19 protein-coding genes are annotated in these 18,906 nt (G+C 57.0%); 12 read left to right on the top strand and 7 right to left on the bottom strand.

Annotated features, from left to right (window positions below; translation table 11 throughout):
- The first annotated feature begins 4 nt into the window (after positions 1-4).
- From moaB to LVD14_RS11645, 3 genes are all read left to right on the top strand, one after another.
- On the top strand, positions 5-523 hold the full coding sequence (gene moaB, locus LVD14_RS11655; protein WP_237134243.1) for a molybdenum cofactor biosynthesis protein B: 519 nt from the start codon (positions 5-7) through the stop codon (positions 521-523).
- A gap of 669 nt (positions 524-1,192) precedes the next feature.
- Positions 1,193-1,984, top strand: a complete 792-nt coding sequence (locus LVD14_RS11650) for an exodeoxyribonuclease III (protein WP_237134242.1) — start codon at positions 1,193-1,195, stop codon at positions 1,982-1,984.
- Positions 1,985-2,019: 35 nt separating this feature from the next.
- Positions 2,020-2,646 carry a peptidylprolyl isomerase gene (locus tag LVD14_RS11645; protein WP_317622137.1) on the top strand — a complete coding sequence of 209 codons (627 nt, stop codon included), beginning with the start codon at positions 2,020-2,022 and terminating at the stop codon, positions 2,644-2,646.
- 14 nt (positions 2,647-2,660) lie between these two features.
- On the opposite strand, the gene LVD14_RS11640 is transcribed toward LVD14_RS11645, so the two are convergent.
- Positions 2,661-2,960 (bottom strand): YciI family protein, encoded by a 300-nt coding sequence (locus LVD14_RS11640; protein ID WP_237134241.1) that lies wholly within the window; start codon positions 2,958-2,960, stop codon positions 2,661-2,663.
- Between the two features lie 254 nt (positions 2,961-3,214).
- Here LVD14_RS11640 and LVD14_RS11635 point away from each other — a divergent pair, with 254 nt between their 5' ends.
- From LVD14_RS11635 to rluB, 5 genes are all read left to right on the top strand, one after another.
- Entirely contained in the window at positions 3,215-3,835 is a 621-nt protein-coding gene (locus tag LVD14_RS11635) for an L-threonylcarbamoyladenylate synthase (protein WP_237134240.1), read from the top strand.
- 85 nt (positions 3,836-3,920) lie between these two features.
- Positions 3,921-5,135: a tryptophan--tRNA ligase gene (locus tag LVD14_RS11630; protein ID WP_237134239.1), complete on the top strand. Its 1,215-nt coding sequence runs from the start codon at positions 3,921-3,923 to the stop codon at positions 5,133-5,135.
- Positions 5,136-5,148: 13 nt separating this feature from the next.
- Complete coding sequence (locus LVD14_RS11625; RefSeq protein ID WP_237134238.1) at positions 5,149-5,973, top strand: segregation and condensation protein A; 825 nt, start codon at positions 5,149-5,151, stop codon at positions 5,971-5,973.
- A gap of 24 nt (positions 5,974-5,997) precedes the next feature.
- Positions 5,998-6,882, top strand: a complete 885-nt coding sequence (scpB, locus tag LVD14_RS11620) for an SMC-Scp complex subunit ScpB (protein WP_272907277.1) — start codon at positions 5,998-6,000, stop codon at positions 6,880-6,882.
- On the top strand, positions 6,872-7,678 hold the full coding sequence (gene rluB, locus LVD14_RS11615) for a 23S rRNA pseudouridine(2605) synthase RluB (RefSeq protein WP_237134237.1): 807 nt from the start codon (positions 6,872-6,874) through the stop codon (positions 7,676-7,678). Before scpB ends, rluB begins: the two co-directional genes overlap by 11 nt.
- Positions 7,679-7,709: 31 nt before the next feature.
- Here rluB and LVD14_RS11610 read toward each other — a convergent pair whose 3' ends face one another.
- The 6 genes from LVD14_RS11610 to LVD14_RS11585 form a co-directional block, all read right to left on the bottom strand.
- The gene (locus tag LVD14_RS11610) at positions 7,710-8,126 is read right to left on the bottom strand and encodes a hypothetical protein (protein ID WP_237134236.1); all 417 of its coding nucleotides are present in this window, start codon (positions 8,124-8,126) and stop codon (positions 7,710-7,712) included.
- A 14-nt stretch (positions 8,127-8,140) separates the two neighbouring features.
- Entirely contained in the window at positions 8,141-9,103 is a 963-nt protein-coding gene (locus LVD14_RS11605) for a GGDEF domain-containing protein (RefSeq protein WP_237134235.1), read from the bottom strand.
- Positions 9,104-9,295: 192 nt separating this feature from the next.
- Positions 9,296-10,060 (bottom strand): YciK family oxidoreductase, encoded by a 765-nt coding sequence (locus LVD14_RS11600; RefSeq protein WP_237134234.1) that lies wholly within the window; start codon positions 10,058-10,060, stop codon positions 9,296-9,298.
- Complete coding sequence (locus LVD14_RS11595) at positions 10,057-10,773, bottom strand: HAD-IA family hydrolase (RefSeq protein WP_237134233.1); 717 nt, start codon at positions 10,771-10,773, stop codon at positions 10,057-10,059. Before LVD14_RS11595 ends, LVD14_RS11600 begins: the two co-directional genes overlap by 4 nt.
- On the bottom strand, positions 10,770-11,480 hold the full coding sequence (gene ubiG / locus LVD14_RS11590; RefSeq protein ID WP_237134232.1) for a bifunctional 2-polyprenyl-6-hydroxyphenol methylase/3-demethylubiquinol 3-O-methyltransferase UbiG: 711 nt from the start codon (positions 11,478-11,480) through the stop codon (positions 10,770-10,772). Before ubiG ends, LVD14_RS11595 begins: the two co-directional genes overlap by 4 nt.
- Positions 11,477-12,826, bottom strand: coding sequence for a TRZ/ATZ family hydrolase (locus tag LVD14_RS11585; RefSeq protein ID WP_237134231.1), 1,350 nt, complete (start codon positions 12,824-12,826; stop codon positions 11,477-11,479). Before LVD14_RS11585 ends, ubiG begins: the two co-directional genes overlap by 4 nt.
- A gap of 175 nt (positions 12,827-13,001) precedes the next feature.
- Between LVD14_RS11585 and gyrA the strand changes: the two genes are divergently transcribed.
- From gyrA to cmk, 4 genes are read left to right on the top strand one after another with little or no spacing between them, the layout of a single operon-like run.
- Positions 13,002-15,575, top strand: coding sequence for a DNA gyrase subunit A (gene gyrA / locus LVD14_RS11580; RefSeq protein WP_237134230.1), 2,574 nt, complete (start codon positions 13,002-13,004; stop codon positions 15,573-15,575).
- Positions 15,568-16,407: a prephenate dehydratase gene (pheA, locus tag LVD14_RS11575; RefSeq protein ID WP_237134229.1), complete on the top strand. Its 840-nt coding sequence runs from the start codon at positions 15,568-15,570 to the stop codon at positions 16,405-16,407. Before gyrA ends, pheA begins: the two co-directional genes overlap by 8 nt.
- Positions 16,394-18,190, top strand: a complete 1,797-nt coding sequence (locus LVD14_RS11570) for a prephenate dehydrogenase (RefSeq protein ID WP_237134228.1) — start codon at positions 16,394-16,396, stop codon at positions 18,188-18,190. Before pheA ends, LVD14_RS11570 begins: the two co-directional genes overlap by 14 nt.
- On the top strand, positions 18,190-18,873 hold the full coding sequence (gene cmk, locus LVD14_RS11565) for a (d)CMP kinase (protein ID WP_237134227.1): 684 nt from the start codon (positions 18,190-18,192) through the stop codon (positions 18,871-18,873). The genes LVD14_RS11570 and cmk overlap by 1 nt, the downstream gene beginning before the upstream one ends.
- Positions 18,874-18,906: the final 33 nt, after the last annotated feature.

Below are 18,906 nucleotides of genomic sequence, written 5' to 3'. Positions count from 1 at the left end.
AAGCATGAGCAAAGGTGAGTCAGGCTTCAAGCCTGTGAATGCGGTCGTTGTGACCGTCTCTGATACCCGCACTGAGGAGACAGACAGTTCAGGGCGTTTTCTGCAGCAGAGTCTGACAGACGCCGGGCATCAGGTGCTTGCAAAGCATATTGTCAAAGACGACACCTATAAACTGCGCGCGCTGGTTGCCACACTGATCGCAGATGATCAGGTGCAGGCCGTGTTACTGACCGGCGGCACCGGTTTTACGCATCGGGACAATACCGTCAAGGCGGTCACACCGCTGCTGGACATGCATATTGATGGGTTTGGTGAGATTTTCCGTTATCTTTCTCACGCAGAGATCGGCAGTTCTACCATTCAGTCCCGCGCCTTTGCCGGGATCAGCAACGGTACCATCGTTTTCTGTATGCCTGGCTCAACGGGCGCCTGCAGAACGGCGTGGGAAGGGATCATTGCGCAGCAGCTCGATAGTCGCCACAAACCATGTCATTTTGTGGACAAGCTGAAGACAGTGGCCTGATGCAGGCCGGGCAAGCCTGCCCTGAAAACATTCCAGGACCAAAAATAAAAACGCCAGCGCTGACAAGTCAGAGCTGGCGAAAAAACCGTCCACGCGGATATAGCACTAGCAAAACCTGTTGAATCTGCGTCTTCCTGTTGGGCAGTGTAGCCGCGAATTCACTGAATCTTTAATTTGCTCAGGGTCGGATCCTGAGACGGGTGTCTGCTACCTGAGTCTGTGGTGCGACACCGAAATTGTGCGCCTGGCGCAAGGTCTGCCTTTAAGGGGCAGAACCATCTGGCAATTAGCTGTTTGCCAGGATGGTCAGTACTGGAACAGCGATTGAAGCTGTTACAACAGTGACTGTGATCAATGCGGCTCGTGCGCTGATGATCAGTTCGCTCATGAATATCTCTCCTTTTGGGCTCTCGAAACGTTTTAAAACAACGGTGTGTTTCCTGTTTTGTTACTTTCGGCGTTTTGGGCCTTGGCAACGATGCGTATAGTAACACAAATGCGAATTAAGGTAACACTTTTTTGTAAATATTTTTCGTTGTGCGGTAGAGCGTAACGTTTTGGCGGCAAAATGACGGGTTTTCAGTCCGACTGGTCGGGTTGAGTCAATTGCTGACCCATCCCTGCGGGGTTACACTTGCGCGTTTTTAGCTCTGGCAGACGGGAACAGGTATGCGTATCACCACATTTAACGCTAACGGCATCCGCTCGGCCGCCCGAAAAGGCTTTTTCGACTGGTTTGCTGATCATGGCGCGGACGTTCTCTGTATTCAGGAAACCAAGGCGCAGGATGCCCAGCTGCAGGACTCTGTTTTCCGGCCCGAGGGCTACTACTGTTACTACTGTGATGCTGAGAAAAAGGGTTATTCGGGTACGGCAATTCTCTCGCGCCGCGAGCCCGATCGCGTCCAGTACGGCCTTGGCTGGGAGGCAGCTGATAGTGAAGGGCGCTATCTGCAGGCGGATTTTGGTCGCTTGAGTGTCATATCGCTGTATATGCCCTCCGGCTCCAGCGGCGAAGTGCGGCAGGCCTTCAAGTTCGAATTTCTGGATCGCTTTCTGCCACTACTGAAGCGTTTTCGCGCTGATGGCCGCGAATATGTCATCTGCGCTGACTGGAACATGTGTCATAAGCCGATTGATCTGAAGAACTGGCGGGCCAACCAGAAAAACTCGGGCTTTTTGCCTGAAGAGCGCGCGTGGCTGGATACGCTATATGATAAAGTCGGTTATGTTGATTCGTTCCGGCTGGTCAATCAGCAGCCAGAGCAGTACAGCTGGTGGTCGAATCGCGGTCAGGCACGCGCCAGGAACGTTGGGTGGCGTCTCGACTACCACGTGATAACGCCAGGCCTGGTGCCTGCAGTGAAAGCGGCCGGTATTTATACGGACGCATTTTTTTCTGACCACGCACCGGTAACACTGGATCTGGATGCGGGTTTGATGTCTGTTGATACGAAGTGACGTAGATGGTTAATGCGATTGAATGGGAGGTTGCGTTGAAATTCGGATTGTATGCAAAGCGTGGTTTGCTGAAGTTTGTGTTCCAGTTTGTGCTGACAGCAGGTCTCTCGCTCAGCTGGATGGCGAGTGTTTCAGCCCAGGGTATCACCGCCACGATAGAGACAAGTCGGGGCAACATCGTGCTGAGCCTGAACGAGCGGGCCGCGCCAACCTCGGTGGCCAATTTTGTCAATCTGGCCATGCGTGGATACTACGATGGTCTGACTTTTCACCGCGTCGAGCCGCGCTTCATGATCCAGACCGGCGATCCGGAAGGAACCGGCCGTGGTGGCCCGGGTTATACCTTTAGCGGTGAGACCAATCTGCGTCACAATCGGCCGGGCGTGATATCCACGGCCAATGCGGGTCCGGGTACAGATGGCAGCCAGTTTTTTATAACTCACCTGCCCACGCCGCATCTGGATGGTGGGCATTCGGTCTTCGGTTATGTGACCAGTGGCATGGATGTTGTTAACAGCATTCGTCGCGGGGATACGATGGTCAAGGTGACCATTGAGGGTGACATTGCGCCCCTGTGGGAGCGCAAGTCCATTGATCTGATAGTCTGGAACGCGATTCTGGATCGTGAATACCCGGATCTGCGACCGGCACCCACGCCCTGATTGCGGGCCGCTTGTCAGGGCAATACCTGCTTGAAGGGTTTGACCGTGACGCTGCGGTAGACGCCAGCCTTGACGTAGGGGTCTTCGTCAGCCCAGGCGCGGGCGGCCTCCAGAGACTCGAATTCGGCGATGATCAGGCTGCCAGTGAATCCGGCATCGCCGGGGTCATTGCTGTCGATGGCCGGGTGCGGTCCGGCAATGATCAGACGACCTTCGGCCTTGAGCGCTTCCACGCGTGTCAGGTGGGCCGGGCGGACCGGCATGCGCAGTGGCAGGCTGTTCTCGACGTCTTCGCTGATGATGGCATAGAGCATTGAAATTCCTCGTTTGTGTAGCCGCCGGCCATGCCGACCTGCATTGGTCGACTTTGCTCAGGCGGCCTGTTATTGTTTGCTACTTTTTCGGGTTAGCACCCTTTGTGATGCGGCGCCAATCGAGGATGCCGATCATAGGAAAGTCCCTGTACAAAGGCAAACCCGGGCTGACGGCGAACCGAAAGGCGCTCAGGTCTTGAGTCAAACTCAGCCCCATTAACACACGGAACAACCAAGGATCTCGATTAACGGTTATGGCACAAACGCTGGAAATACATCCGGATAATCCGGAACCGCGCAAAATCAGTCAGGCCGCCGATATACTGCTGGGTGGCGGTGTGGTGGTTTACCCGACAGATTCGACCTACGCACTGGCCTGTCATATTGGCGACAAGAACGCATTGGAGCGCATTCGCCGTATTCGGCAGTTGTCTGACAAGCATAACCTGACTCTGATGTGCCGGGATCTCTCGGAAATTGCCACCTATGCTCGTGTCAGCAACAGTGCTTATCGTCTGCTCAAGGCCTACACACCTGGCCCTTATACGTTCATCCTGCCGGCCACCGCCGAAGTGCCGCGCCGGCTTATGCATCCAAAGCGAAAAACCATCGGCTTGCGAATCCCCGATCATGCGGTTGCGCAGGCGCTACTGGAGGCAACCGGCGAGCCGGTGATGACCACCAGTCTGATTCTGCCGGGCGAGGAACATCCGCTTTCCGAGATCTATGACATCGAGGAACAGATGGGTAATCTGGTGGATCTGATCGTGGACAGTGGCGCCTGCGGCCTTGAGGCAACCACGGTTGTCGATCTGGTCGACGGCAGTCCACAACTTGTCCGTGCAGGCAAGGGTGATCCGGCGCCATTCCAGTAAGGCTGCGGCGCGTTTAAAGTCCGTACGCCGTCATTGTTTCATGCCATAATACGGCCTTGTTTTTTAGCGAAAGGGAGAGGGTCGTTTGTCTACAGTGGAATCACAAAAACGGGTACTGTCGGGGATGCGTCCGACCGGGCAGCTGCATCTTGGCCATTATCATGGCGTTTTGAAGAACTGGGTCAAACTACAGCACGAGTTTGAGTGCTTCTTTTTTGTGGCTGACTGGCATGCGCTTACCACCCATTACGCCTCCCCTCAAATGATTGAAGAACATGCTCTGAACATGGTCATTGACTGGCTGGCTGCCGGTGTGAACCCGGGCTCGGCTGCGCTGTTCATCCAGTCGCGCGTGCCGGAACACGCTGAGCTGCATCTGCTGTTGTCCATGATGACGCCATTGGGCTGGCTGGAACGAGTGCCGAGCTACAAGGACCAGCAGGAGAAGCTGCGAGACCTGGATCTGGAAACCTATGGTTTTCTGGGTTACCCCCTGCTGCAAAGCGCCGACATTCTGATTTACCGAGCCGGCCAGGTACCGGTGGGCGCTGACCAGGTTGCGCATGTGGAGTTGACGCGTGAAGTGGCACGCCGCTTCAATCACCTGTACGGTCGTGAACCTGGCTTTGAGGAGAATGCGGTTGCTGCCGTCAAGAAAATGGGCAAGAAGGCCGCGCGCCTTTACCAGACGCTGCGCACCGCCTATCAGGAGAAGGGTGACCACGATGCCCTGGAACGAGCGCAGGCTTTGATTCGTGAACAACAGAATATTTCTCTGGGGGACCGCGAGCGTCTGTATGGTTACCTGGAAGGCAGTGGCAAGATGATCCTGGCGGAGCCGCAGGCGCTGCTGACGCCTGCTGCCAAGATGCCGGGTCTGGATGGTCAGAAAATGTCCAAGTCCTATGGCAATACCATTCCTCTGCGCGAAGAACTGGACACGGTTGCCAAAAAAATAAACACCATGCCCACGGATCCGGCGCGGGTGCGTCTGACCGATCCGGGTGACCCGGACAAGTGTCCGGTATGGCAGCTTCACGAAGTGTACTCCGACGACAGCACCAAAGCCTGGGTACAGGACGGCTGTCGCAATGCGGGGATCGGCTGTCTGGCCTGCAAAAAGCCAGTTATTGATGCGGTGGTGGCTGAACTTGAACCGATCCAGGACCGAGCCCGTCAGTACGAAAAAGACCCTGACCTTGTGCGCTCCATTCTGGCTGATGGCTGCGAGCAGGCTCGCGAGTCCGCCCGTGAAACGCTGCGTGATGTTCGCGAAGCGATGGGGCTGGCCTATCGATGAAGACCAATTTGCGATGAGTGAAATGACCGACACTGAATCCAGCAATCAGGAGCTGAGACCGCAGACCGAGATGCCATTTGCCTATGTTGCCGGCAAAGCCATCACTCAGCTGCCGCAGGATCTTTATATCCCGCCGGACGCGCTGGAAGTCTTTCTTGAGGCCTTTGAAGGGCCGCTGGATTTGCTGCTGTACCTGATCAAACGACAGAATATCGATATCCTCGATATTGATGTGTCGTTGATCACCGAGCAGTACATGGCCTATGTTGATCTGATGGAGTCGCACCAGTTTGAGCTGGCTGCCGAATACCTGGTGATGGCTGCCATGCTGGCAGAGATCAAATCGCGCATGCTGTTGCCACGCAGCAAGGACGAGGAAGAGGACGAAGAGGATCCGCGCGCCCAGCTGATTCGCCGTCTGCAGGAGTATGAGCGCTATAAAAAGGCTGCCGAGGACCTGGATAATCTGCCACGCATAGAGCGCGACATTTATCTGGCCGGTGCCAAAGGCCCGCAGCTTGAGCGGACCTCACCTGACCCGGTCGTGGAGCTGCACGAAATTCTGGCGGCGCTGGCAGGTGCCCTGCGACGTGCTGATATGTTCGAGCATCACCAGGTGCAGCGCGAGACACTCTCCACCCGGGAGAAAATGGCTGAGATCCTGGTGCGTCTGTCCAGTGAGCGTTTTGTGCCGCTGGTATCCCTGCTGATGCGGGAAGAGGGCCGGTTAGGCGTGGTAGTTACATTCCTGGCGGTAATGGAACTGATCAAGGATTCACTGGTGGATATCGTGCAGCATGAACCGTTTGCTCCCATCCACATCAAGGCGCGCAGCTAACAGAACAGAAATGAGTCAGTTGATATGAGTACGGATGCAATGACAGACAATGAGCGGGATGACGAGCAGCAAAACGCTCAGGGTCCCGACACAGACGCCAGCGATGGCCAGACTGAAGAGCAGGAAGCGGCAGTAGAGGAAATTACCCACGCGCCGCAGGAAATAGACGAGAGCCTGCTGCAGCAGATCATTGAAGGGCTGCTGCTGTCTGCTGGCAAGCCGCTGTCGGTAGCAGCGCTGGCAGAGCTGTTCGTGGAAGAAGAACGCCCCGCAAACGATCAGATCCGTGAGACACTGGCCCGGATCGCAGAGCAGTGCGAGGGTCGCGGCTTCGAACTCAAGGAAGTGGCCTCGGGGTTCCGCTTTCAGGTACGCCAGCATCTCAGTCCGTGGATAGGCCGGCTGTCAGAGGAAAAACCACAGCGTTATACCCGTGCTCTGCTGGAGACATTGGGTCTGATCGCTTATCGCCAGCCGATAACCCGCGGGGATATTGAGGAAATCCGGGGCGTTGCCGTCAGCTCGACGATTATCCGTACCCTGCTGGATCGCGAGTGGATACGGGTAGTGGGGCACCGTGATGTGCCCGGTCGGCCAGCCATGTTTGCGACCACAAGGCACTTTCTTGATCATTTCAATCTAAAGAGCCTTCAGGAACTGCCACCACTGGCCGAAATCCGTGACCTTGACCAGTTGAACCCGGAGCTGGACCTGGGTGAAGAGCACGAGGGTCGCGTACTTGTTTTGCCTGATGAAGACAGCGATGCAGGTGAGGATCCCGATGCCGAGCCGGTAGATCCGGACAAATTGATTGATGAGGACGAGGCGATGGCGCTGGCCAAACGTCCACTGGACGATATTCTGGGTTACGGCCGCCAAAAGCAGGAAGAAGAATCTGATGACAAATGAAGTCCAACAGGACGAGAAATTACAGAAAGTACTGGCGCGCGCCGGGTTCGGATCGCGCCGCGAAATGGAAACCTGGATAAGTGACGGGCGTGTCCGTGTTAACGGCAAGATCGCCACGCTGGGTGACCGCGCATCGGCAACTGACACCATCATGGTGGATGGCAAAAAGGTAGCCAACACTTCGGGTGACGGCAATCTGCCACGCGTGCTGCTTTACAACAAACCCGAAAATGAAATCTGCAGTGCCAAGGACCCTGAAGGTCGTCCGTCAGTTTATGACCATCTGCCGCCCATCAAACATGGTCGCTGGGTTGCGGTAGGACGTCTGGATTTCAATACCAGTGGACTGCTGCTGTTCACCACTGATGGTGAGCTGGCAAATCGCCTGATGCATCCCTCAGCCAACATCGATCGTGAATATGCGGTCCGCGTGATGGGCGAGGTGAGCGATGAAATGATCAAGACCCTGCTCAAGGGTGTGATGATTGACGAACATCTGTGTCGCTTTACAGATGTGCAGTTTTTTGCCGGTGAGGGCAGGAATCGCTGGTATCACGTGGTGATCATGGAAGGACGTAACCGCGAGGTGCGTAAACTCTGGGAATCGCAGGGTGTGCGTGTCAGCCGCCTGAAGCGAGTGCGTTACGGGCCGGTATTCATTCCCAGTCGCGTCAAAAAGGGTCAGTTCTACGAGATGAAAACTGCCGAGGTCATTGGTCTGTATGAAACGGCAGGTATGACGCCTCCGACGGGGACAACCCGACGCCCGACCCGCAACAACAAGCGGCGTCGCTGACGCGACTGACCGCCTGGCCCGCGGCGCCTGATCAGCGTTCGCGGGTCTTAAGACTGGCTCGCAGCGGTTTCATAAGAGCCGGGATGACTGATTCGATCAGTGCCAGTTCACGTTCACTAAAACGCCGATTACGCTTGAAGGTGATTTCCCCCAGATACTCATTGGTTGCCAGCAGGCGATAACCGCAGCTGTGAAGGGCTTCGCTTCCAATCTGTATGTCTACATCCAGTGCTTCGTGCTGGTAGTGCAAGCCATCCACACCCATGCCCTGGGTCAGGCTGTTGAGCAGGCGCTCCTGCAGAGCGGCCAGCTCGGTGGTGCCATTCAGGTTGTTAAGAAGTTGTTCACGCAGTCGCTCTGACCTGCTTTTGCGTTCAGTAAGCTGACTGTCAGACACGTCGGGCTTGAGTGTGTCGGCGGTAGCCAGTTCATAGGTAGCTGATGGCATTGAAAGTTTCCTTTTCAGAGCGATATCGAGTGGGGAGTAGCGTTGTTGTTGTTCTGACTCAGACTTGTGTTGCCACCGTGAGCTTTGGCCTGGTACATGGCCATGTCTGCACGTTCCAGCAGTTCGGTCAGCGATTCATCGGCCTGCCATGTCGCCGCGCCAACACTGGCAGAGGTAACAATGTTGCCGCTGTCGCTGCAGATGTTGAGTGAGGCGATCGCCTGACAGACCCGTTCGGCGATGATTGCTGCACCGGTCGCTGGTGTGCTGCCCAACAGAACCACAAACTCATCACCACCCAGGCGGAAGCACTGATCTGTATTGCGGGTGGCATCAATGATGGCCGCCACAACTTCCTGCAGCACCCGGTCGCCTGTTTCGTGACCGTGACCGTCGTTTATCTGTTTGAAACTATCCAGGTCGACTAGCAGCACCGAAAGGGAGTGCTGGTAGCGTTTGGCAGAGTTGATGGCGAAATCGAGCGACTCGTGCAGTGCGGCACGATTGCCGATCTGGGTCAGGCTGTCAGTTCGGGCAGCCTTCAGGGCAGCGGCGTATCTGAGTGCGTTATTCAGGGGGTGCAGCAGTGACATCAGCATGTCTTCAAACTCTGCCATGTTATTGGCGGAGAATACGCGCTGTCGTGACACAATCAGCTCGCCAAGGTGCAGCTCGCGGGTAATCAAGCGATAGGCAAGCGAATGAGTGCCCTCAGTACCAAAAGTCAGTTGCTCAGATGCTTCGTTATGTCGGTACCACATGCCGCTGATTCTCAGGCGAGTCTGGGCATGTCTGAAAAAAGCCAGCAGAATTGCATCAACGGACAGCGACGCCTGCAGTGCGGTCATCAGTTGTACACGCGACTCGAGGGTCCCTAGCGCTTTGGTAACGCGCGGGCTGGCTGACGCAAATACCGCATCGTCAGCTTTGACGATGCGCAGTTCCGTAGTTTCGGCGGTGCTGAGTGGTAATGCCATGTCTGTCTCCGGCCTGGACTTATAGGGCCGAAGAAGCGAAAAACGTGCCAGAATTTTTGAAGTGGTTTTATTTGTTATTCAAAACAATTAGATACAGATGAAATGTGATGTGTTTGATAGGATTTTGCCGCTTGTTGCCACGGGAAAGCGGCAAGAATTGCCGGTTTCCCGTCGCTTTGCCGCCTGCCGGCGTCAGTTCGCCGACGCATGGTCGTTTTGCACCCTCGCCAGCAGTTCACGTATATCCAGCGCTTCCCCGTGAATGGCCCTGCTTTGCGCTGACATCAGGTAAACGTAGGCGGGCATCAGGGATTCAGCGGTTGGCAACGTTGCCGGGTCCTCAGCCGGGTAGGCTGCGCGTCGCATTTCCGTGCGGGTGGCTCCGGGGTTGATTGAGTTGACGCGAATGGATGAGGTGTTGCGCAGTTCCTCAGCCAGCACCTGCATCAGACCTTCGGTTGCGAATTTACTGACTGCATAGGCACCCCAGTAGGCGCGACCTTTGCGGCCCACACTGGAAGAAGTCATCAGAATGCGGCCATCGTCCGATTTTGCCAGTGCCGGCAGTAGCGCTTTTGTCAGCATGAACATGGCGTTGACGTTGATCTGCATGATCTTGGTCCACTGTTCAGCCGGGTAGTGCTCGATAGGACCCAGAGCGCCCAGCACGCTGGCATTGTGCAAAAGGCCGTCCAGCGCCGGGAACTGCTCCAGAATTGATTTGCCAAGCAGGTTGTAGTCGTCGACCGTCGCACTGGCCAGGTCTAGCGGGTGAATTACCGGTTCGGGTAGGCCCTGCCCGACGATGCTGTCATAGACAGCTTCCAGTTTGGCCTGCGTCCGGCCCAGCAGAATGACGGTGGCGCCCTGTTGCGCGTAAGCAAGCGCGGCGGCTTTGCCGATGCCGTCGCCTGCGCCGGTCACCAGAATCAGTTTGCCGGACAATTGATCGCTCATGAAAACTCCTTTTGTTGTGCGTGTTGGCTCATGTGGTTTGCCAGGTCGATTACCTGGCCGGCAATAAAATCCGCCTGCCATTGTTCAATCGGTGGCTCCGGGGGCAGATACCCCCAGCCGGCCGCCACGGTGTGCATGCCAGCCGCGCGGCCAGCATCGATGTCGCGTGGATGATCTCCAACGTAAATACATTGCTTCGGGGAAACTCCCAATTGCTTACAGGCCAGCAGCAGGGGCTCGGGGTCCGGCTTGCTGCGGCTGACGTGATCCGGACAGATCAGCACGGCGCACTGCTCATGGAGTCCAAGCGATCGCATCAGAGGTTCGCTGAAGCGCACCGGCTTGTTGGTCACTACGCCCCAGGGTATGTCGCGACCGGCCAGCGTGGCCAGTAGTGCGGCCATATTGGGATAAAGCGCAGATTGTGTTTGCTGAATGCGATCGAAATAGCGCTCCAGCAGTTCGGTCAGCAGCGGCTCGAAGTCCGGATCGCCTGGCTCCCTGTCGAAAGCAAGTTTAACCAGTGCTCTTGCGCCGCTGGAGACGGTGGCATGCACCGCCTGCTCACTGGGCGCAGCGATGCCGGCCTGCTGGCAAAGCTGCTGCAGCACATCGCTGAAGTCAGGCGCCGTATGGACCAGCGTGCCGTCCAGGTCGAACAGCACTGCGGCCACCTGTGTTGGCAGTGGAAATTCCAGGGTCTGCATACTCATGGCTTCTGGTAATGAACCAGGTAGTTGACGCTGACATCCGGCGCCAGCTTGTACTGCTTGGTCAGCGGATTGTAGGTCATGCCCGTCAGTTCTCCCTGTTCAAGGTCCTGATGCCGGCACCAGTTGGCCAGTTCCGAGGGCTTGATGAATTTGGCGTAGTCATGTGTGCCGCGTGGCAGCAGGTTGAGTACGTATTCTGCGCCCACGATGGCAAACAGCCAGGATTTCGGGTTGCGATTGATGGTCGAGAAGAACAGGTGGCCGCCGGGTTTGGCAAGCCGGGCGCAGGCGGCCACAACCGCTTCCGGGTCAGGCACGTGTTCAAGCATTTCCAGGCAGGTCACGACATCGTATTGTCCGGCTTCCTGTTCTGCCATTTCCTCTGCAGAGATGTTCTCGTAACGGATATCGTCCAGACCGCTCTCCAGTTGATGCAGACGGGCAACGGCCAGTGAGGCCTCTGCCAGGTCGATTGCCGTCACGGAAGCGCCCTGACGGGCCAGAGCCTCGCTCAGAATGCCGCCACCACAGCCAATATCAATGCATCGCTTGCCAGCCACATTGACCTTGCGATTGATGAAACCCATGCGTAGCGGATTGATTTCGTGCAGAGGTCGAAATTCGCTGTTCGGGTCCCACCAGCGCGCAGCCAGCGCTTCAAATTTGCGGATTTCGCTGTCGTCGCGGTTCGGGGTATTCACAGTCATGAGGATTCCTGCAGTCGGGTTTGCCAGCCTTGAATGTCGTCGAACAGTTTACGCTGGTTAATGCTAGTCAGTTCGCCATTGTCCACCAGTCGCTTGCCATTGACCCAGACGTGCGACACCTGATCGCTACGGGTGCTGTAGGCAAGATGCGAAGCGGGGTGGTAGACGGGCACGGTATTCAGGCTGTGCAGATCGACGGCAATGATATCGGCCTGTTTGCCGACCTCCAGGGAGCCGGTAAGCGAGTCCAGTCCCATGGCCCGCGCACCATTAATGGTGGCCATGCGCAGCGCCTGCAGGGCGGGCAGGGCGGCGGCATCACCAGAGACCGCTTTGGCGAGCATCGCAGCCGTGCTGAGCTCGGCAAACATATCCAGATCGTTGTTGCTGGCAGCGCCGTCGGTGCCCAGTGCGACATTGATGCCTTCGCGCATCAATCTGTCGACCTGGCAGAAGCCACTGGCCAGTTTCAGATTGGATTGCGGGCAGTGCACTACATGAGAACCGCTATCGCGGATCATGGCGATGTCGTCCTCGTCCAGCGCGGTGGCGTGAACGCACAGCAGGCGCGGACTCATCAGCCCCAGCTGATTGAGTCGGCGAATCGGACGCAGGCCGAATTTTGCCAGCGAGTCAGTGACTTCGCCGGCGGTCTCATGCACGTGCATGTGCACAGGCACGTCCATCTCCTCAGCCAGCGGCGCGATTCGGCTGATTGGTTGATCGGACACTGTGTACGGCGCGTGCGGACCAAAAGCGGTACTGACCAGGGTGCTGCGACGCCATTCATCATGCAGCTTGATGGTTTTGCTGATGCCTTCATCCGGGCCCTGCGCCCAGGGTGTTGGGAAATCGATGATGGGGGTAGCCAGTTGCACACGCATACCGGCCTCGGTCGCTGCCCGCGCAGATGCCTCAGGGAAAAAATACATGTCTGCATAACAGGTAGTGCCGCCGCGCAGCATCTCGGCGATAGCGAGACGGGTGCCGTCGTAGACAAAATCCTCACTGACCCAGCGGCCTTCCAGTGGCCAGATGTGCTGTTCCAGCCAGGTCTGCAAGGGCAGATCATCGGCGATACCGCGCAGCAGGCTCATGGCAGCATGGCCATGCGCATTCACCAGGCCCGGCATGACAGCGTGGGTGGAGGCATCGACCTGATCTCTGGCGGTGAAGCGCTGGTCGGCCTCTGCGCTGGGCAGGACGGCGACGATGCGGCCCTGATCCACGGCGACTGAATGGTTTTCCAGTACCGCGGACTGGTCATCCATGGGAATGACCCAGCGGGCGTTGATCAGCAGATCTATGGACATCTGACCGGAGTCAGGCATTTGGGGTGACGTCATTGAGGCTCCCGGTTGGACAAACTCAGGCCCGGATTATAACGAATAACACCAGCGAGCAGGAGCTTGATCTGAGCCTGCATTTATATGCCCGGAATACGGTCGGTTGTGCTAGAATTGAGCAATTTTTGCGGCCCTGCATTTGCCGCCTCGATCAAGCGAAAAAAACGGAATAACTATGACGGAATCGACGGAATCTACCAACCAGGTATTGCCGGTATCGCTGGAAAGCGAAATGCGGGAATCCTATCTGGCTTACGCGATGAGCGTGATTGTGGGGCGGGCGCTGCCGGACGTTCGCGATGGACTCAAGCCTGTACATCGCCGCGTACTGTTCGCAATGAATGTCCTGTCCAACGACTTCAACAAGCCCTACAAAAAATCAGCCCGTGTTGTCGGTGATGTCATCGGTAAATACCATCCGCACGGCGATTCTGCGGTTTACGACACCATTGTGCGTATGGCACAGGATTTCTCATTGCGCTATCCGCTGGTGGATGGTCAGGGTAACTTCGGCTCGATTGACGGTGACGCGGCAGCTGCCATGCGTTACACGGAAATCCGCATGGCCAAGATGGCCCATGACCTGATGGCTGACCTGGACAAGGAAACCGTCAACTTCTCCGATAACTATGATGGCACCGAAAGCATCCCGGATGTTTTCCCGACCCAGATCCCCAATCTGCTTGTGAACGGCTCGTCCGGTATTGCCGTGGGCATGGCCACCAATATACCGCCGCATAACCTGGGCGAGGTGATTGACGCCTGTCTGGCGCTGCTGGACAACGACGACATCACCATTGATGAGCTGATGGAGTATGTAAAAGGACCCGATTTCCCGACAGCGGCCATTATCAATGGCCGGGCGGGCATTGTAGAGGCCTACCGTACTGGCCGCGGACGCATTTACATGCGCGCGCGGGCGGAGGTGATCGAGGACGAGAAGTCAGGTCGCCAGAGCATCATCGTCACCGAGATCCCCTACCAGCTGAACAAGGCGCGTCTGGTTGAAAAGATTGCCGAGCTGGTCAAGGAAAAGAAAATCGAAGGCATCACCGAGCTACGTGATGAATCTGACAAGGATGGCCTGCGAATCGTGATCGAACTGCGTCGTGGCGAAGTCGGCGATGTGGTGCTGAATAACCTGTATGCCCAGACCCAGATGCAGTCGGTGTTTGGCATTAACATGGTGGCTCTGGTCGACGGCCAGCCACGACTGCTGAACCTGAAAGAGATTCTGCAGTCCTTTATCCGCCATCGTCGTGAAGTGGTCACCCGGCGCACCATTTATCTGCTGCGCAAGGCGCGTGAAAAGGGTCATATCCTGGAAGGTCTGGCGGTTGCGCTGGCCAATATCGATGCTGTTATTCAGCTGATCAAGGAGTCGCCAAGCTCTGCAGAAGCCAAAGAGAAGCTGCTGGCGCGTTCCTGGCTGTCCAGCAGCGTGCTGGCCATGCTGGGTGAGACCGGTGCCGATGCCTGCCGCCCGGAAGAGCTGCCTGAAGAGTTTGGCCTGAAAGGGGATCAGTACTATCTGTCTCCCGCCCAGGCGCAGGCGATTCTGGACCTGCGTCTGCATCGTCTGACTGGACTTGAGCACGAAAAACTCATTAATGATTACAAAGAGTTGCTGCAGCAAATTGCAGATTTTCTGGAGATTCTGGGCAGTGAGTCACGTCTGTTTGAAGTGATGCGCGAAGAGATGAATCTGGTGCGTGCGAACTATGCTGACCCGCGTCGTACCGAGATCGTCGGTTCGCAACTTGACCTGAGCATGGAAGACCTGATCACGGAAGAAGATCGTGTTGTGACCATCTCACGCAGTGGTTATGCCAAGTCTCAGCCGCTGGCCGACTATCAGGCACAGCGCCGTGGTGGCATGGGCAAGGCGGCAGCGTCGGTCAAGGACGAAGATGTGGTAGAGCACCTGCTGATCGCCAGCAGTCACGATACGCTGCTGTGTTTCAGCAGTGCCGGCAAAGTCTACTGGATCCGTGTATTCAATATTCCGCTGGCCAGCCGCACTTCGCGAGGCCGTCCGCTGGTCAATATCCTGCCGCTGGAAGAGGGTGAGCGTATTACCAGCATGCTGCCCATCCGTGAGTACACGGAGGGCTATTTCATCTTTATGGCTACCGCTAACGGTACCGTCAAGAAGACACCGCTGGAGAACTTCTCGCGTCCGCGCAGCGTTGGCCTGCGCGCAGTCGAGCTGGATGAAGGTGACACTCTGATCGGCACCGCACTGACCGATGGTGAAAAAGACATCATGCTGTTTGGTTCTGCTGGCAAGGTGCTGCGCTTCAAGGAGTCGGACGTGCGTCCTATGGGTCGTACGGCCCGTGGTGTTCGTGGTATCCGTCTGCAGGAAGGTCAGCGCGTCATCTCCCTGATTGTTCCGGAAGAGGACAAGCAGGTGCTGACGGTGAGTGAAAACGGTTATGGCAAGCGCACTGAAACGTCAGACTTCCCGCAGTATGGGCGCGGTGGCCAGGGTGTCATCGCCATGCAGACCAGTGAGCGTAACGGCTCTCTGGTGGGTGCTGTACAGGTTGCCGACGGCGATCAGATCATGCTGATCTCCGACCGTGGCACGCTGGTGCGCACACGCGTGGAAGAAGTACCGGTACTGAGCCGTAATACGCAGGGCGTGCGCCTGATCCGCCTGAAGACAGATGAAACGCTGGTCGGCATCGAACAGGTTGCCGAACCCGAAGAGGATCTGCCGCCGCTGGAACAGCTCGATGACTGAGGTGGCACCAGTAGTTGCCTTCCTCGGACCGTTGGGGACATTCTCTCATGCGGCGGTAAATCAGTATTTCGGTGATGATAAGTCTGTTGGCCGGCACAGCGTAGCAACCATTGACGATGTGTTCCTGGAAGTTGAAGCCGGCAAGGCTGATTACGGCGTGGTCCCGGTTGAGAACTCTACAGAAGGCGCCGTCAACACCACACTGGATTGCCTGATGGATACCTCGCTGACCATTGTTGGCGAGGTGTTTTTGCCGATAGCGCACAATCTACTGGTGAAGGACTCCAGCCAGTTGGGCAGTCTGCGCCGTATAGTTTCTCACAAGCAATCGCTGGGACAGTGTCGCCTGTGGTTGCGTGCCAATCATCCAGGTATGGAACTGGTCGAGGTGAGCAGCAACGCCGAAGCTGCCCGGCTGGCGTCAGAAGACGCATCAACTGCAGCCATAGCCGGCGATATTGCAGCCGCACTTTATGGCTTGGAGATTCAGGCCGCGAATATTCATGACCGCAAAAGCAACACCACCCGCTTTCTGGTCCTGTCACGCAAGCACGTGACAGTTCCCACCGGTCACGACAAAACATCCATTCTGGTGTACGCCGAAAACAAGCCCGGAGCGCTGTTTCGCCTGCTGGCGCCCTTCGATCAGTATCAGGTGAGTCTCACCCGGCTGGAGACGCGGCCGGCGCGGGACGACATGTGGTCGTACGTATTTTTTATCGACTTTGAAGGTCACAATGACGACACGGCGGTCAGGCAGGTATTCAAACAGCTTGCGGATTGCGCAGTGAAAATCAAGAATTTGGGTTCGTATCCTCGTGCAACTTCTTGAAGGAAAAACAGTTCTTATTGTTGGCCTGGGTCTGATTGGCGGCTCCGTAGCGCGTGGGCTGATCGCAGGAGGCCACTGCGCCCGAGTGCTGGCCTGCGGCCGCGACGAGAGCCAGCTGCAGGCTGCCTTGCTTGATGGCAGTATTCACGCTTTCTCGACTGACCTCAGTACGCTGGTTCCCGAAGCTGACATCATCCTGATCGCCACGCCGACTTTAACGGTGGTGCGGATGCTTGAGCAGATAGCGCCGCTGCTTGGAGAAAACACAATTGTGACCGATGCGGCCAGCGTCAAAGCCAATGTCATCGCGGATGCTCGCGCAGCCCTCGGTACACGTGTAAGCCGCTTCATTGCCGGGCATCCGATCGCCGGTTCGGAGCAAAGTGGTTATGCTGCGTCGCGATCCGACCTGTATCAGAATCGAAAGGTTATTCTGACACCCATCCCTGAGAATGATCCCCTGGCGCTGCGCACTGTGATGGCGCTGTGGCAATGTCTGGGCGCGGATGTGCGGGCGATGAATGCGCAGCGTCACGACCAGGTGCTGGCTGGCACCAGCCATCTGCCGCATCTGCTGGCCTATACGCTGGTGAATACACTGGTCGAGTCGGTAGGAGAGCCTGATCGCAGCCAGCAGGTGTTTGATTTTGCAGCGGGCGGGTTTGCCGATTTTAGCCGTATCGCCTCCAGCGACCCTGTCATGTGGCGCGATATCTTTCTGGCAAACCGCGATGCCACCGTAGCTGTCCTTGATCACTACATGGCGGACCTGCAGCAGATGCGCGCGCTGTTGTTGCGCGCCGATGGGGATGCTCTGCAGTCGAGGTTCAGGCGGGCGAAGCAGGTCAGGGATGATTTCATCCGGCGCTTTCGCAATGGTCAGTGTTCCGTGAGTGAGACGGCACCGCGTGCGTCCGAGGTTTTGACCGTCGGTGTCGCCGTGCGTGTATTCGGCCGCTGCCGGCTGAGCGCCGACAGCGAGTCGGCCCTTGAGTGTCTGGACGAGATTCTGAAGGAGGGTGGTACCTGGCAATTGGAGAATTTTCCCGACGATCGACAGGCCTTGCAGCGTCTGCAGGCGCTCAGGCTTGGCGGCGTCCCTGTCAGTGGGCCCGATAATGGTAGCCTGCTGGTGTTTTCGGATGTTGGGCAGGACATGCGCCAGCTCAGCCTGCCGGCGGATCCGGTCCAGGTTGCGGCGCTGGCGATTGCCGCCACCGCTCTCGAAGGGTCGGGGGTGCGCGTTATTGCTGGAGAAGGTGGTGCCGCGCAGCTTCCGGAGTTGCTGGATACGCTGCAGGGCATTGGCTACAACATTATGCTTGAGGGGCGGGATATCCTGATTGGTACAGCGGCTCTGTCCGATGAACGGCTGGCCCTGAATGTGCCCGTGGGTTCCCTGACCGATGATCAGTGTCTGGCCCTGGTGGCTGCCGGGCTGGTAGGGCAGCAGGTACTGGATATCAAACTGGATAAAGTTTTTTGTGATCGCGTCTGGCAGCGACTGCAACCCTGGGTTGCTGCAGGGCTGCCCATCGAGCGCGCAGCAGACGGTGATACCCTGAAGGTGAGCGGTTTGCGACGCGACCGGGTGACTGTACCGAACCAGATTGATTGTCGTGGAGACAGTGTGCTCGCCATGCTGTCAGTAGCCTGGCTGACCAGCACACAGCATGCAGCTTTTATTAACGGAGCAGGTGAGTATAGGCAGCGCTTCCCGGGGCTGGCCGCAATATGGCACAGGCTCGGCGTGCCGCTGGCAGTCCTGTCGGAGGTGGTTTGATGACGTTCAGCCGTGAAGAACTGGTCCCGGTGCTGACCATTGATGGACCAGGTGGCGCCGGCAAGGGCACCATCAGCCGCCTGGTAGCAGAACAGCTTGGCTGGCACTATCTGGATAGTGGCGCTCTTTACCGACTCACGGCACTGGCTGCACGCCGCGCCAGCATTGAGCTTGATGATGCCAACGCCGTCGCGGCACTGGCGGCCGTGCTGGATATCCGCTTTGGAACGGGTGCTGATGACAGTGTCTGGTTTCAGGGCGAAGAAGTGTCAGGATTTATCCGCACAGAGCAGGCCGGGGCCGACGCATCGATCGTGGCTGCCCTGCCGCCCGTTCGGGATGCGTTGTTGCAGCGTCAGCGCGACTTCCGCCAGCCGCCCGGGCTGGTGGCCGATGGGCGTGACATGGGTACGGTTGTATTCCCTCAGGCGGTTGTTAAAATCTTCCTGACAGCCTCTGCTGAAGAGCGTGCAGATCGCCGTTATAAGCAGTTGATTGCAAAGGGTATTGATGTTAAGATCGGCGACCTTTTGGCGGATATCCGGGCGCGTGATGCGCGTGACAGTCAGCGGGCCGTGGCACCTTTACGACCTGCCGATGATGCGATCAGCGTTGACACGACACAATTAAGTATATCCCAGGTCCTTGATATTGTTATCAATAAGGTCCGGGAGTCGACTTGATAAAGACTTGATCGAACGGTTGCGAGCCTGCAA

It is taken from the genome of Pseudohongiella sp. O18 (genome assembly GCF_021729085.1).
Taxonomy (GTDB): domain Bacteria; phylum Pseudomonadota; class Gammaproteobacteria; order Pseudomonadales; family Pseudohongiellaceae; genus Pseudohongiella.
Note: the sequence above shows the minus strand (reverse complement) of the source record. Positions and strands in the feature narration are given on the sequence as shown.